We start from the raw sequence: 13,978 nt of genomic DNA on the forward strand, positions 1-13,978 counted from the left end.
TCAAGGGTTCCATTGGTTGGAAAGGGCCGGACGCACGGTTTTCAAGTCCGGGGAATTTTCCAGGAAGTTGTCGGGGTAGTAGCCAAAACTCGTGACCCCCTGGCGTTTGAGTACGCCCATCCATTCGGCCAATTGCGCACCGCTCAGGTCCGGCGCGGCCTTGGTGCGCCAGTCTTTGGCTTGCAGTTCGAATACGGTGCGTTCCAGTGCGCCAGGGCGCGCCTTGACCGTGGCGACCAGTTTTTCCAGCCAGGCATTGGAATTCTTGAGCGTCTCGCCTTCCATCAGCGGCATGGCCATCGGCGCGGTCCAGTCATAGGTCTGGAGGAAGTCGTCGAGGTTCTGCGCGAACCACGCTTCGCTCTGCGGGTTGAGCATCGGCTCGGCGAAGATATTGCGCGCGGTCTGCACCTGCGGACCACCGATGGCGCGGACCTTGGCGGTCAGCTCCTGGGTGAAGTCGATCAGGTAACGACTCTTGAAGCGCGTCCAACGCTGCATCACCGCCGGGTCGGCGCGCAGGGCCGCGATGCTGGCGGGCAGGCCGTTGGCGGCATAGACCTTGAGCGCGGCGGGGCTGGCGTCTTCGAAGTCGGACAGCAGCGCATCGTCGTGGTACAGCACGCCGTCGATGGCATTGTTGCGGGCCAGGTCCTCATAGATCTCGCCAATGATCTTGCGCACCTGCGGGTCGAACGGCGACAGGCGCTGGTATTGATCCGGGTCGAGACCGACCTTGCCGGTCTCCGGGTCCCAGCGGGTCACGCGCGGCAGCTTGGGGTCGAGGGCGAAACTGAGCACCGGCATCCAGGCATACACGCTGGCATGGGCACGGGTGTGCAACTGCCAGGCGACACGGTTGAACAGGTCGGCACGCACCGGCAAGTGGCGGTTGGGGAAGTACAGTTGATGCACCAGGCCATCACCCTTGGGGTCGGCGAAGGCTTGCAGGAACACGGTGCCCGCGCCCATGTCCACCACGCGCTGCACCAGTTGGTCGAGGTTGCGCGCTTGTTGGGCCGGGTCCGGGTCGTAGACGTTGTCCAGGTCCACATGCAGCACCCGCAGCGGTGCCTGGGTTTGCACCGCGACGATGCTGTTGGCGAAATGTTCGCCGTCCGGGTCGGACGCCACCAGGAAGCGCGGGCTGTTCATCAGGTTGGACGAGCTGTCGAGGCCGTCTTCCAGGGTCAGGGCCATCTCATAGCCCTGCTCGCCGACGATCGCCAGCGAGGTGCCCTTGGCTGCGCCGTAGGGCCATACCCACACCCGAGGCGCCTTGCCGGTGACGCTGCGGATCTTGTTGGAGATCGCCACGACATCCGCGCGCATCCGCGCCTCGAACTGCGCCTGGGTTTCATAGCGGCCGGTGGCCGGATCGAAGCGCAGGGAGGTCGCTGCCGGCTCCAGGTTGCCCTGGGGGTTGGCCAATATCCCTTTGTGACTGGCATCGGTGTGCGCGGCGATTTCCACCAGACCCGAGCGAGACACTTCGCGGATCTGCGCCCAGGTCAGGAACTCACCCCGCGGGCGCGGTGAGCCGGCAAAGTCCACCGGTTGGTTCATCGGCGTGTCGATCCAGGTGCCAACCGGCGCAAGCAGGGCCGGCCAGTGATAGGCCCGCAGTATCGGCATCACGCGGGTATAGAAGCTCGAATAGCCATCATCGAAGCTGAGCATCACGGCTTTTGGCGGCAGCGCCGGACCGCCACGGCGGGCCGCGAGGACCTGGTCGACACTGACCGCCTGGTAACCGTTCTCCCGCAGCCAGGCCAACTGCTCGATCAAACGTTCGGTACGCACTGCCACCACCGCCTGGTCGGGGTCGCGATCCTCGACGTCGTGATAGGCAATGCCCAGGAAATGGTTTTTCGGCCACGGCACTTCGTTGGCCGGGGTCGGCCGCTCGGCGGGTGGAGTGAAAGGGGCGGGCTGCTGGGCGCAGGCACTGGCCAGCAATACACCCAGGACCAGTAAGCAACGGCTGAGGACAGTCATGGTCAGGCTCTTCTAGAAACGGTAAGTGAGGTCGACGAGCAGGCGCAGATCGCGTTCGCGATCACCGTCATAGGGTCGGCTGATCAGGCTCAGGTTGGCGCCGGCTTCGAGAACGTCGTTCCAGCGAAAGCGTTGGCCGTAACCGATCAAGCCGACACCGCCGGTGGAATAATCCTTCTGGCTATACGTACCCGCTCCGACTTGGAACTGCTGACTCCACTGGGTCTCGTAGCGGTGATAGAGCACGTGGTTGACGGTGACAGTGGGCAACGCGCCGAAGTCCGACTTCGGGTTGAAGTACACCGTGTCGGCCTTGCTGTTGTGGCTGGCGCTGACTTCCAGGCCCAGGTCCACTTGCACGCCCGGCGAGCTGTAGATGCCCTCGCGGCCGGTGAGCAAGGTTTCGATGCGGTCGTTGCCGTCGCTGAAGTGCGACGGGCTGAGGGACAGCTTCCACTCACGGCTTTCATTGGCGCGCCAGCGGATGAAGCCGCTGCCGCCGTTGGCCGTGATGTCGGCATTCAGCGCACGCAACGGTGTGGTGGCCGAGAGGTAATCGAGGCTGCCGCCGTATTGCCAGTTATCGTTGATGTCGCGGGCGATCGACACGCGCGCGCCTTGTTTGGAGCCAAAGCCGTAGGAATGGTTGGACACCTCGGCTTCCAGGGTCATGTCGCGGGTCCGCCGCTCCACGCCCACGCGCTGCCAACGGTGCTGGCCGGTGCCTTCGGAAAAGTCGGCGGTGGCGTAGCCGGCGCCGGCGAACAGGCGCCAGTCTTCATCGATGGGCGGCGTGTAGATCACGCTTTCAATGCCCCAGTCACGGCTGCCGGTGACCGCGCCCACGTCGCCGTTATTACCGCCGCCATAGCTTTTGCCGGTGTAGGCCTCGACGCGCACTTCGGCCATGTCGTGGACGTTGCGCAGGCGCTGGAGACGCTGCACCTGGCGGCTGTCGGGGTTGCGGGCGATGACGTCATCGGCGAGCACGTCGAGTTGGCGCCACTCCTGCAGATCCATGGCGGTGTACGCCTGGGACACTTCCAGGCTGATGTCGCGCGGCACCTGGGCTTCGGTTTCCTTGAGGGTCGCTTCGGCGCGCCGTGGCAGGTCGCGGGCGCGGTACATGTCCGCCTGGGCCAGGCGCAGGCCGACGTTGCCCGGAGCCCGTGCCACCAGGGCTTCCAGGCCGGCTTCGCTGCCCGGCAGATCGCCCCCGTACACGCCGGACTGCGCCGACAGTTGCTGGGCATCCATCCACGCATCGTTGGGGTTGCCGATGGGCAGACCCTTGAGTTCGACCCGCGGTTTCTGGTTGTCGGCGAGGGTAGTGGCGACCTTGCGGGCTTCGACACCTTTGTCGCTTTCCTGCAGGGCGTAGAACAAGGCCGTGCTGTCTTCGACCCGGTCATCGGGCTCGGCGTCGGTGGCGCTCAGTGCCTGGCGATACAGCGGCTCGGCCTTTTCCGGCTGGCGCTGGTCGAGGTAGGACGCCGCCACCCAGCGCACTGCGTAGGTCGGCAATTGCACGCCTTCGGCCGTGAGGGTTTCGTACTCGCGAATCACCTCGGCGGTGCGCGCCCGGGCCTTGAGTGCGCCCAGGCGGTCGATGCGCCAGCGCACCACGTCGTCATGGGCGCTGGCATCGGGGGTCCAGCGGGTGAGCAGTTTGTCGTAGTCCTGCAGGGCGCGGTCGGCGATCACGTAGCGTTCTTTCTCGGTGCGCGCGGCGAACTCGGCCATGCGTACCCGCTCGGCGGCCAGGTCGCCTTCGAGGCGGCGCTGGGTGACGGGGTCGAGCAGGCCCGGGCGCTGGGTCGCCAGACGCAAGGCCGGCTCCGGCAGGCGGGCCTTTTGCAGGGCGACGATGTATTCACGGGCGACTTCAGGCTTGTCGCCGGCGCGGATAAACGCTTGGTCGAACTCAAACAGGGCGTCGTAATTCAAGCCGGCGCGGGTCAGCGCGTAGCCCAGGGCCATGCGCCGGTTGGGGTCGTCGGGCTTGGCCGCGACCATTGCGCGGGTGCGCTGCACCGCCTCGCTGGCTTGGCCGCCGTCGGCCTGGGTCAACGCCAGGCCGAGTTGCAGGTCGGTATTGTTCGGTTCACGCAGCAATGCCTGGCGATACACCGCCTCGGCCTTGGCCCACTGCTGTTGGTTGCGATAAGTGCGTGCCACCGTGGCGAGCGCCTGGGTGTTCAGGTTGCGATTCTTGCCCTGGGCCTCATACACCTTCAGCACTTCGGCGTCCTGGCCGGCCCACCCGGCGATCACCAGATGGTCGCTGACCTGGCCCGCTGTCTGCCGTTCGGCAGGCAACTGGCGCAGTTGGGTCAGCGCGGGGGTGAAGTTGCCGTTGCGCGCCTGGATGATCAGGGCGTCATAGGCCGGGTCGGCCACGGCGAAGGTGGGCATCAGCAACTGACTGCACAAGGCGACCCCGATGAGCAGTCGCAACCGGCCTGATGCACTGAGTGGAGGGTTTGGCAACATATCGCGAGCTTCCTTACACACGGAAAGCTGTAACGATAGGTGGTCCTGAGCAATTTGCTGCAGGGTGCCGGCGTCTCGGGACCCGGCCTAGCTTTCCTGTGGGAACTATCCCTCAAGAAAATAGGAAAAAGTCCAATTCAGAACAATTGTTCAGAATTGCCCGACACACTAAAAAATGAATACGGGGGCGGACTTGCCGGAGATAACGGGGTATCAGCCAATCGCCATGGCGACTATTTGACCCGTATCACCCGCAACTCCGCCCCCGCAGATTTTTTTTAACGGTGCAGCAATTATTACTGCGCGCCGCCCATCGCACCGACTTTGGACATGACGAAGGAGAGGAATTGTTCAACCGTCATCTTCTGGCCGTTGAACGTCACTTCGTTGTTGGCGTAGTGCAGCTTGGACACCACGTCGCTGCCAACCAGGGTCGCCAGTTGCGTACCGACGGCCATGCCGCTGATCATCTCGCTGGCCATCTGGGATTGCTGTTCGATGGCTTCAGGGTCGGTCACACCACCGAGCTGCGCTTGCAGGGCGGCAACGTCGGCGATCATCGGCTTGGACAGGCTCAGGTTGGCATCGAGCAACGCGATGATCTGCTTGCCCAGCTCCAGCGGCGGCAGTTCCATGCTGCTTGGCTTGGCCAGGTCCACGACCAGGCTGAATTTGCTTTCGCCACCGGTGGTTTTCAGCGACAGGTTTTCCACCGCCACTTGCGGCTTGGCGGCCAGCAGTTGGTTGACGTTGGTATCGGCCAGGGCCTGCTCGGCGTCGCTCAGTTGCAGCTCGGGTACCGGTTCACCGGCGGCAGCGGCGGCCTGCACGGGTGCCATCTTGTCCTGATAGAGCTTGGTCAGCACCAGCATCGACGGCACGTCGACGTTCTTCATGCTCAGGGCCATGGCGGCCGAACCCACGGGTTTGCCCTGGTAACCGATCTCGTCGATCTTGTAATCGACGCGCCCGGCCAGGTTGTTGTCCTTGGTGTCGCTGGTGTCTTTCTGCTCGAAGCCCTTGAGGGTCAGCACGGCCCTCTGCGGGCCCATGGTGAGCTTGGTGTCGGTCAGTTCCACGGTGTTCTGCCCGGTGTAGAAACCGAACGTGGATTTTTCCAGGTTGCTGGCTACTGTCAGCCCGGCCAGTTCGGCTTCGAACGGCGAGCCATTGGCGTCGACGACGGCGACCTTGAGGCTGTTCATGTAACCGTCGGCCTTGACCTTCTTGCCTTCGGCGCTGCTGTCGAAGTTCAGGTTGGCACCGGAGAAGCTCACCGACGACTTGTCGTCCTTGAACGCCAGGGGCAGCAATTCGACGTTGCCGTTGACCGAGAGGCTGTAGCCGATGTTGGCCACGCCCTTGAGCGGCGACACGTCTTGGGCGGCGGCAAACCACTTCTCGGTGGTGGCGTTCTTTTCCAGCGCATAGTGACTGGTGGCCATGACCGGCAGCCATTTCAGCGTGACCAGGCGCGACAACGGCAGCGGGCCGTGTTCGATATGGTCGACGAACAGCAATTCAGGGTTCGGGTTGTCTTCGCCGAAGACCGCACCTTGTGCTTTCAGGCGGTAATGGGCGGTGCTGCTGAACACGCCACGCTCCAGGGACACCAGCTCAAGGGCCATCGTGCCGTCGACGCCGGCCATGGAGGTCTTCAGTTCCTTGTTGGCGTTCTGGATCGCGGTTTGCAGCACCGGTTCCAGTTGCTTACCGGTGTACCAGGCGCCGCCTGCACTGACGACGCCAACGGCGACAACAAAACCCAAAAGAACGACTGCTGGCTTATTCATGAGGTGACCTGATCAAATCCTGTGAGAAGTGGGCTGTCTTCCTTGAACCTCGAGTGAGGTTGGCTCAAGCCCGCCGAAAAACGGGGGGAAGATTAGCACTGGCGGCCGCGAACGGCCCAGACTTTCAGAGGGATCAGTTCCACGCAAGTTCAGGAATATTCCGTTTCGATCTCGTCCAACTGGTGGTCGAAACTCTTCAACCGGGCGGTCCAGGTGTACACCAACACCTCGAATTCACGGTGTATCACGGCATTACCGGGGGTATCGACCTTGGGGTCGCAGAAGTCCAGTTGGTAGCGTTCGCGGGCCATCTGCGTGGCCACATCGGACAATTCCCGCGCATTATTCAGCCAATGCCTACCGTCGGCGACCTGCCGATCCAGCAGCACGCATTGTTTTTTCAGGGTCTCGAGGCTTTTTTCCAGGGGCGTGCCGGTCAGGTCGCCCATGACTTCCTGGAAGGTGCGCCCGGGCTGCCAATAGCTGCCCCAGAAATAGCGGTCGAACACGGTTTCGACCCGGCGCAGGGCGACCTTGGTGTCCCAGATCGCGACGCGGGTCTTGCCTTGTTCGAGGAGTTTTTTCTTCACCTTTTGGTTTTGGTAGGACGCCCAGGCGACGACGCCGATGGACAAGGTACCGATCACCAGGCAGGCGCTGTCGAGAAACACCATGGCCGTGTCGATTCGGTGAGCGAGCATGACGCCGTAGAAGTAGGCCGCCGATAACAACACCAGTGCGAAGCACACGCACCAGAAAGCGGGAGCATAAGGGTTTTTCATTATTGGAATCCCCATGAGCAAACGCGAGCTGTGTCAGGCGGGCCCCCTGCCGGTCAAAAAGCATGGCGGCCCGCTTGTCAAAGCATAGCTAGCTGCTCAGGGTTTGCCGGGCTGTGAGGCTTGCGTTCGTCCGCTTTCCCAGCCGCCGCCCAGGGCCAGGAACAGATCGATCTGGCTCATGGCAACCTGGGTGTTGGCCGCCGCCAGTTGCGCGCGCACATCGGTGTAGGTGCGCGTGGCTTGCAGGTCGGCGAGGAACGATGCGCGGCCGGCCTGGAAGAAGCGGTGGGTCTGGTCTGCGGCTTCCTTGGCCGATGCGTCGGCTTCGGCCAGCGCATCGCGGCGCTGTAACTGCGCGGTGTACTGCGCCAGGCCGGTCTGGGTTTCGCGGATGGCGTTGAGCACCACCCCGTCGAAGTGCGCGAGGGCGCCCTGGGTCGCCGCTTCGGCTTCGTGGATGCGCGCGCGGGCGCCGTTGGTCGGCACGGTCCAACTGATCATCGGGCCAAAGCCCCAGCGGTTGGTGGCCGGTGTGCCGAGATTTTCGAGCAACCCGACCGTGCTGACCGAGGCGCCGATACTGATGTCCGGGTACAGCGCGCCCGTGGCCACGCCGATGCGCGCCGTGGCCGCGGCCAGTTGGCGTTCCGCCTGGCGCACATCGGGGCGACGCTTGAGCAGCGTCGCGCCATCGCCCACCGGCAGCAGTTGGGCGATGTGCGGGAGTTCGGCGCACGTACCGGTGCCCGCCGGCAGTTGCGCCACCGGCTTGGCCAGCAGCATCGACAGGCGGAACAGCCCGGCCTGGCGCGCAGCTTCGTAGCGCGGCATGTCGGCGCGCAAGGATTTGTACTGGGTCTGCGAGCGGGTGACCTGGGTTTCATCGCCGCGCCCGGCGTCGCGCAGGCGCTGGGTCAACGTCGTGCTCTGGGCTTGCAGGTCGAGGGATTCGTTGGCGATCGCCAGCTCTTCGTTGGCCGCGCAGACTTGCGTGTACGAACGCACCACATCGGCGACCAGGGTGATCCGCGCAATATCGGCCGCAGCCTGGGTTGCGTCGGCGCTGGCCTGGGCACTTTCGATGCCGCGCTGCAAGGTGCCGAACAGATCGAATTGATACGAGGTGGTGATCCCCACGCTGCCGATGTTGCCCACCGGGACTTTTTCCGAGAGTAAAAACGCTTCGCCGGACTCTTGCAGGCGCTGGGCTTCGGCCTTGGCGCCGGCACTCCAGCCGCCGACGGATTCAGCCTCCTGCACCTGATAGCGCGCCCGCTGCAAGTTGGCGGCGGCGACGCGCAGGTCGGTGTTGGAAGCCATGGCCTGGCGCACCAGTTCATCCAGGCGCGGGTCGTTGTACAGCTTCCACCAGTCCGCCGGCACCGGCGCCGAGACCACGTTGGCGCCCTCGCCCGCCAGTTGCCCTTGCAGGTCGCCACGGTTCATGGCGGCCTTGTCCGGCAGTCGATAATCCGGGCCGACCACCTGGCAGGCTGACAACAGCACACCCAGCGCCGCGGTTGCCAAAATCTGCTTCATGGCTGGGCTCCGTCCTTGGGCTTGTCGCCGATGATCGACACCGTCGCGGTGCGCCCGGCGATCATGCGAAAGTCCGCCGGCACCTCGTCAAACGCGATACGCACCGGAATCCGCTGGGCCAGGCGCACCCAGCTGAACGCCGGGTTGACGTTGGGCAGCAGGTTGGCGCCGCTGCTGCGGTCACGGTCCTCGATACCGGCGACGATGCTCTGCACATGGCCGTGCAGGCGGGCGCCGTCGCCAATCACACGGATATCGACGCCCATGCCGACGTGGATGCCGTCGAGCTTGGTCTCTTCGAAGTAGCCGTCGATATGGAAGGAGTTGCTGTCCACCACCGACAGCACCGGGCGCCCGGCGGTGACGAACTCCTGCGTGCGCGGCGCACGGTCGTTGACGTAGCCGTCCACCGGGCTGCGGATCACCGAACGGTCGAGGTTGAGTTGCGCCGAGTCCACCGTCACTTGCGCTTCGGCCAGGGCCGACTGGGCACGGGCGACGCGGGACTGGCTTTCTTCCAGTTGCTCGCTCGGCACCAGGTTGCCCAGGCCACGGTTACGCTTGTACTCGCGCTGGGCCTGGGCCAGGGTTTCCTGGCGGTCGGCCACGGCGGCCTGGGCCTGGCGCAGGGCCAGCTTGAAGCGGTCCTGGTCGACGGCGAACAGCACCTGGCCTTTGCTCACCAGTTGGTTGTCGCGCACGTCGACGCGCTGGATCAGCCCGGACACGTCCGGGGCGATCTGCACGATATCGGCACGGATGTGGCCGTCACGGGTCCAGGGCGCAAACATGTAGTACATGACCATGCGCCATACGACGACGACCGCGAAGCTCACGATCAACAACGTCAGGACGACACGGCCGATGGTCAAAAAAGGTTTTTTCATGTCATCAGGTATCGACTGAGTGAGTCCACCGCGCCCAGCAACAGCGCGTAGAGCCCCACGTTGAACAATGCCCGGTGCCAGACCAGGCGATAAAAGTGCAGACGGGTCAACAACCCATGCACCAGCAGAAACAACAGGTACGCAATGCCCATCAGCACCAGCAGCGTGGGCAGGAACACCCCGCTGACATCCAGATCACCGATCATAAAGGCGCTCCATCAGGCAGCGGCGCCTCGGTCTCGGTGCCGCCAATCAATTCCACGCCGGGCAACAGCGCCAGGCGCAGACCCACCAGGGCATGCAACAGATGCAGGCGGGTGTCGTCTTCGTCTTGCAGGCCTTGGCCGTTGAGGGCGCGGCGCGTGCGGTCGAGGGTCATCAGCAGGCCGCTCGGCGAGGGCAAGCGTCGGCCCGCCTTGAGGCAGGCCTTGTAGTAAGCGCCGACGCCTTCTACCACTTGGCCGAGCAACACCCGCGGTACGCCGTAGATCCGTGGCGAGTAGGCCAGCAGGTCGAGCAGGTTCAGCGCCACGCGCAAATCGCGCAGGGCGACGCCGGTGTCATGGCCGATGATGGCCAGGCGCGGCAGGTGCTGCATCAAGCGGTCGAGCATTTGCGCGGCCAGGTACCGTTGTTCGGCCAGGTTCGCCGGTTCGGTCAGGCCGACGATGTCGTGCCAGGTGAACCGGGTCAGGCGCTTGGCGGCCAACTCGGCACCGAAGGGCCGCGCGATCAGCGTCCACACAAAGGCAAACAGCAGGCCCACGGGCCCGGCCAGGTTGACGTTGGCGAAGTTGAGGAAGTCGGCGTCATAGGCGCCCTGGATGCTGATGAACGACGAGGTGTTCACCAACGTCAGCAGCATGCCCAGGTAGAAACGCGGTTGGACCGTGAGTGTGCCGATGCAGATAAACGGCACCGCGAACGCCAGCACCAGCATGGGGAAATCGTGCAGGTTGGGCAGCACCAGGAACAGATACAGGCTGGCGAACAGCACCGACATGGCGGTCCAGAAAAAGAACCGGTAGATCTGCGGCGCCGGGTCGTCCATCGACGCAAAGAAGCTACAGGCGACGGCTGCCAGGATCACGGCGCTGCCGCCGTCGGTCCAGCCCAGCAGAATCCACAGCACCGAGGCGACGATGATCGCGGTGACGGTGGAAAACGCCGAGTAGAACATCAGGCCACGGTCGAGAAAAGGCGTCAGGCGGCCCAGGCGCCAGTGGCGGTAAACAGCGCGCCAGGTGTCCTGGCTCTCGCATTGGATCGCGGCCTGCAGGCTGCGGCAGTCTTGCCACAGGTCGATCCACTCACCCAGGCGATACAGCGCGTTGGAGAACAGCAGCGTGTGGCGGTCGTCCAGCGCTTCGCCTGCCGGTTGCAGCGCGTCGAGTTGCTCACGCAGGGTGCGCCAGCGTTCCAACGGGGCCGACTCGGTGGTGCTTTGCAGCCACTGATCCGTGGCCTCCAACAGCGGCGCGAGCGTTTCGAGAAACTCCGGCGCACGGTGTTCGATGGCGTATAGCGCATCGTCGAGCGCATCCACCACCGGCAGCAGGTGGATCATCCGCCCGCGCAGTTCCTTGGTGTTGCGTACCGTCTGCGGCCGGGCGCCTTCGTGGGGCAACTGGCCGATCATCAATTCCAACGTGTTGAAGGTGGCGACCATGCCGCCGCGCAAGGCGCTGACTTCGTCGCGCGCCACGTTGCGGCTCATAAAGCGCTGGCTGTAGACCTGGGCGTCGCTGAACCACTTGGCCACCGAGCCATCGAACACCGGCATCAGGCGCCGCGGCCAGAACATTGCGCCGACCACCGCCGCCACCGCGATGCCAAGAAAGATTTCCTCGGTGCGCGCTTCAGCCACGTCCCACACCGTCAGCGGGTTATCCACCACCGGCAAGGCGATCAGCGGCAAGGTGTAGCCGGCCAGCATCAAGGCGTAGTTGTTCGCGGTGCGCAGGTGCATGGAGAGAAACAGCAGGGTGCCCGTCCACAATGCAATCACCACCACCAGCAGGTAGGGCGATTGCACAAACATCGGCACGAACACCACCGCCGCCGCCGCGCCCATGAAGGTGCCGATTGCACGGTACAGCGCCTTGGAACTGGTCGGCCCGACAAACGGGCTGGAGACGATGTACACCGTGGCCATCGCCCAGTACGGACGCGGCATTTGCATGAGCATGGCGATGTACAACGCGATCATCGACGCCGCGAACGTGCGTACCCCGTAGAACCAGTCCCTGGCCGGCGGCATGCCGGTAAAAAATCCTCTCAAGATGCTGCAACCACAGGGTATTGATGCGCGACTTCAAAGGCGCGCAACACGCGCAGCGCAACCTCCATGTCCGCAGGCGCAATATCGGCCAGCACGTCGCGGCGCAGGCGCACCAATTGCGCCTCCACCGCCTGTACCAGCTCACGGCCCCGCGCGGTGAGGCTCAAGGCCTTGGCGCGGCGGTCGTGGGTGTCTTCGCTGCGGCACACATAGCCGCCGCTGCACAGTTGGTCGAGCAGGCGCACCAGCGACGGGCTTTCCATCCCCGAAGCCTGGGCCACTTTGACTTGATGCACCCCGTCGCCCAGGCGGCCGATCATCAGCAACGGCACGGCGCAGGCTTCGGAAATACCGTAGCTCACCAGCGTGTTCTGGCAGATTTTGCGCCAATTACGGGCGCCCACCACCATGCTGCTGCTGAGGTTCATCTGGAGTTGTTCGAGGGTCTTGGGCACTGGATCGTTCACATACAGTTAGTTTGCTAACTATCAATATGGTGGATGGCGCTAGATGCGTCAAGTTTTGAAACAAATTTAGCGGATGCGTGGCGTGGGTAAGTAAAGCGGGTTTGGCGTGAGGGTTGGATTTTCAGCGATAGCCGCAGCGCCGCATGATCCATGTGGGAGGGGGCTTGCCCCCGATAGCGGAGTGAAGGCAATACACGGTTGACTGATCTGCCGCTATCGGGGGCAAGCCCCCTCCCACATTTGGATCGGCGTCGGCTTCAGGATTGCTGTGCGGCCTGCCATTCAGGCGTGGCGTGGGTAAGTAAAGCGACTTTCAGTGTGAGGGTTGGATCTTCAACAATAGCCGCAACGCCGCATGACCCATGTGGGAGGGGGCTTGCCCCTTCCAACATTTGGATCGGTGTCGCCTCAGGATAGCTGTGCGGCCTGCCATTCAGGCGTGGCGTGGGTAAGTAAAGCGACTTTCAGTGTGAGGGTTGGATCTTCAACAATAGCCGCAACGCCGCATGACCCATGTGGGAGGGGGCTTGCCCCCGATAGCGGAGTGAAGGCAATACACGATTGACTGATCTGCCGCTATCGGGGGCAAGCCCCCTCCCACATTTGGATCGGTGTCGGCTTCAGGATTGCTGTGCGGCCTGCCATTCGGGCGGCGCGTGGGTAAGTAAAGCAACTTTCAGTGTGAGGGTTGGATCTTCAACAATAGCCGCAACGCCGCATGAACCCTGTGGGAGGGGGCTTGCCCCCGATAGCGGAGGTTCAGGCAATACATGGTTGACTGATCTGCCGCTATCGGGGGCAAGCCCCCTCCCACATTTGGATCGGTGTCGCTTCAGGATATCTGTGCGGCCTGCCATTCAGGCGTGGCGTGGGTAAGTAAAGCGACTTTCAGTGTGAGGGTTGGATCTTCAACAATAGCCGCAACGCCGCATGACCCATGTGGGAGGGGGCTTGCCCCCGATAGCGGAGTGAAGGCAATACACGGTTGACTGATCTGCCGCTATCGGGGGCAAGCCCCCTCCCACATTTGGATCGGTGTCGGCTTCAGGATTGCTGTGCAACCGGCTTATTGACCGCTCAGTCTCCTAAGTGGCTCTGCCGGAAAATATCAGCACCTTTTGCTCCACCGCCAGACGCTCCAGACTTTCACTGCCTCGGATACAACAACTAACGCAGCCATTAACACCACGTTGTAGTTAGGAACAAGCTGAGCACCCACTAGCAACAGCGAAACAGAAGGCACAATAAAAGCCAATCGCAAGGGTGTTTGAAGGTAAGTAACCCATCTCACCTGTTCACGTCCAAGAAAGAACAGCAGGCACGAAATCACGATGGAAACTTGCAGCAGCATGGCAAAGCCGAACATGTATAACTGCACAACGCTATGATCACGCAGCACCCATAACGCACTTTCAAAATCGCTTAAAAAAGGAATCCTTGCCTGTATTGCGCTGGCCACTGCATAGCGAATCAGATAAAGGGCATCCATGGCTCCCCAAAACCAAAAAACATGCTTACGCTTCATTTTCCTGCGTCCTTTGATCTTTTTTCCCCAGAACAACAAACAGGGGAAATATTGCATTCACCAAGAAGTTCACTCAGTCCCTGCAACGCATAAGGCGCACGGAAAAACTCCCTTACTTTGCTGTCGGCAAAATAGGGACTATCGATTTTTGTGAGGTCATATTGTTCAATTTCAGCGCGGGGGATCAGTCGTTTCATGTTGTGTCCAGAAGAA

Annotated in this window: 11 protein-coding genes; all 11 read right to left on the bottom strand. The window is 62.9% G+C overall.

The genetic code is table 11. The features are described 5' to 3' along the window. Window positions 1-1,998 (bottom strand): poly-beta-1,6-N-acetyl-D-glucosamine N-deacetylase PgaB, encoded by a 1,998-nt coding sequence (gene pgaB, locus C5F70_RS23760; RefSeq protein ID WP_046489622.1) that lies wholly within the window; start codon window positions 1,996-1,998, stop codon window positions 1-3. A 12-nt stretch (window positions 1,999-2,010) separates the two neighbouring features. Then, window positions 2,011-4,491, bottom strand: a complete 2,481-nt coding sequence (gene pgaA, locus C5F70_RS23765) for a poly-beta-1,6 N-acetyl-D-glucosamine export porin PgaA (protein ID WP_104904158.1) — start codon at window positions 4,489-4,491, stop codon at window positions 2,011-2,013. A 296-nt stretch (window positions 4,492-4,787) separates the two neighbouring features. Then, window positions 4,788-6,284 carry a YdgA family protein gene (locus tag C5F70_RS23770; protein ID WP_104904159.1) on the bottom strand — a complete coding sequence of 499 codons (1,497 nt, stop codon included), beginning with the start codon at window positions 6,282-6,284 and terminating at the stop codon, window positions 4,788-4,790. A gap of 149 nt (window positions 6,285-6,433) precedes the next feature. Then, the gene (locus C5F70_RS23775; protein WP_026139839.1) at window positions 6,434-7,066 is read right to left on the bottom strand and encodes a hypothetical protein; all 633 of its coding nucleotides are present in this window, start codon (window positions 7,064-7,066) and stop codon (window positions 6,434-6,436) included. A 96-nt stretch (window positions 7,067-7,162) separates the two neighbouring features. After that, a complete protein-coding gene (locus C5F70_RS23780; RefSeq protein WP_046385110.1) occupies window positions 7,163-8,605 on the bottom strand; it encodes an efflux transporter outer membrane subunit in 1,443 nt (480 codons plus the stop codon). Then, the gene (locus C5F70_RS23785) at window positions 8,602-9,492 is read right to left on the bottom strand and encodes an efflux RND transporter periplasmic adaptor subunit (protein ID WP_017845524.1); all 891 of its coding nucleotides are present in this window, start codon (window positions 9,490-9,492) and stop codon (window positions 8,602-8,604) included. Before C5F70_RS23785 ends, C5F70_RS23780 begins: the two co-directional genes overlap by 4 nt. Beyond that, on the bottom strand, window positions 9,489-9,698 hold the full coding sequence (locus C5F70_RS23790; RefSeq protein WP_017845525.1) for a DUF1656 domain-containing protein: 210 nt from the start codon (window positions 9,696-9,698) through the stop codon (window positions 9,489-9,491). Before C5F70_RS23790 ends, C5F70_RS23785 begins: the two co-directional genes overlap by 4 nt. Continuing rightward, window positions 9,695-11,773, bottom strand: coding sequence for an FUSC family protein (locus C5F70_RS23795; protein ID WP_104904160.1), 2,079 nt, complete (start codon window positions 11,771-11,773; stop codon window positions 9,695-9,697). Before C5F70_RS23795 ends, C5F70_RS23790 begins: the two co-directional genes overlap by 4 nt. Continuing rightward, a complete protein-coding gene (locus C5F70_RS23800) occupies window positions 11,770-12,201 on the bottom strand; it encodes a MarR family winged helix-turn-helix transcriptional regulator (protein ID WP_017845527.1) in 432 nt (143 codons plus the stop codon). Before C5F70_RS23800 ends, C5F70_RS23795 begins: the two co-directional genes overlap by 4 nt. Before the next feature lie 1,147 nt (window positions 12,202-13,348). Further along, window positions 13,349-13,765 (bottom strand): hypothetical protein, encoded by a 417-nt coding sequence (locus C5F70_RS23805; protein ID WP_104904161.1) that lies wholly within the window; start codon window positions 13,763-13,765, stop codon window positions 13,349-13,351. Further along, entirely contained in the window at window positions 13,762-13,962 is a 201-nt protein-coding gene (locus tag C5F70_RS30690; RefSeq protein ID WP_158683887.1) for a hypothetical protein, read from the bottom strand. The genes C5F70_RS23805 and C5F70_RS30690 overlap by 4 nt, the downstream gene beginning before the upstream one ends. Window positions 13,963-13,978: the final 16 nt, after the last annotated feature.

The organism is Pseudomonas sp. LH1G9, assembly GCF_002949975.1.
GTDB lineage: Bacteria > Pseudomonadota > Gammaproteobacteria > Pseudomonadales > Pseudomonadaceae > Aquipseudomonas > Aquipseudomonas veronii.

Bases quoted from the DNA above. Each gene is read 5' to 3' on its own strand.
- C5F70_RS23790 (WP_017845525.1), bottom strand. From the start codon at position 9,698: ATGATCGGTGATCTGGATGTCAGCGGGGTGTTCCTGCCCACGCTGCTG.
- C5F70_RS23785 (WP_017845524.1), bottom strand. From the start codon at position 9,492: ATGAAAAAACCTTTTTTGACCATCGGCCGTGTCGTCCTGACGTTGTTG.
- pgaA (WP_104904158.1), bottom strand. From the start codon at position 4,491: ATGTTGCCAAACCCTCCACTCAGTGCATCAGGCCGGTTGCGACTGCTC.
- C5F70_RS30690 (WP_158683887.1), bottom strand. From the start codon at position 13,962: ATGAAACGACTGATCCCCCGCGCTGAAATTGAACAATATGACCTCACA.
- pgaB (WP_046489622.1), bottom strand. From the start codon at position 1,998: ATGACTGTCCTCAGCCGTTGCTTACTGGTCCTGGGTGTATTGCTGGCC.
- C5F70_RS23770 (WP_104904159.1), bottom strand. From the start codon at position 6,284: ATGAATAAGCCAGCAGTCGTTCTTTTGGGTTTTGTTGTCGCCGTTGGC.
- C5F70_RS23805 (WP_104904161.1), bottom strand. From the start codon at position 13,765: ATGAAGCGTAAGCATGTTTTTTGGTTTTGGGGAGCCATGGATGCCCTT.
- C5F70_RS23800 (WP_017845527.1), bottom strand. From the start codon at position 12,201: ATGAACCTCAGCAGCAGCATGGTGGTGGGCGCCCGTAATTGGCGCAAA.
- C5F70_RS23780 (WP_046385110.1), bottom strand. From the start codon at position 8,605: ATGAAGCAGATTTTGGCAACCGCGGCGCTGGGTGTGCTGTTGTCAGCC.
- C5F70_RS23775 (WP_026139839.1), bottom strand. From the start codon at position 7,066: ATGAAAAACCCTTATGCTCCCGCTTTCTGGTGCGTGTGCTTCGCACTG.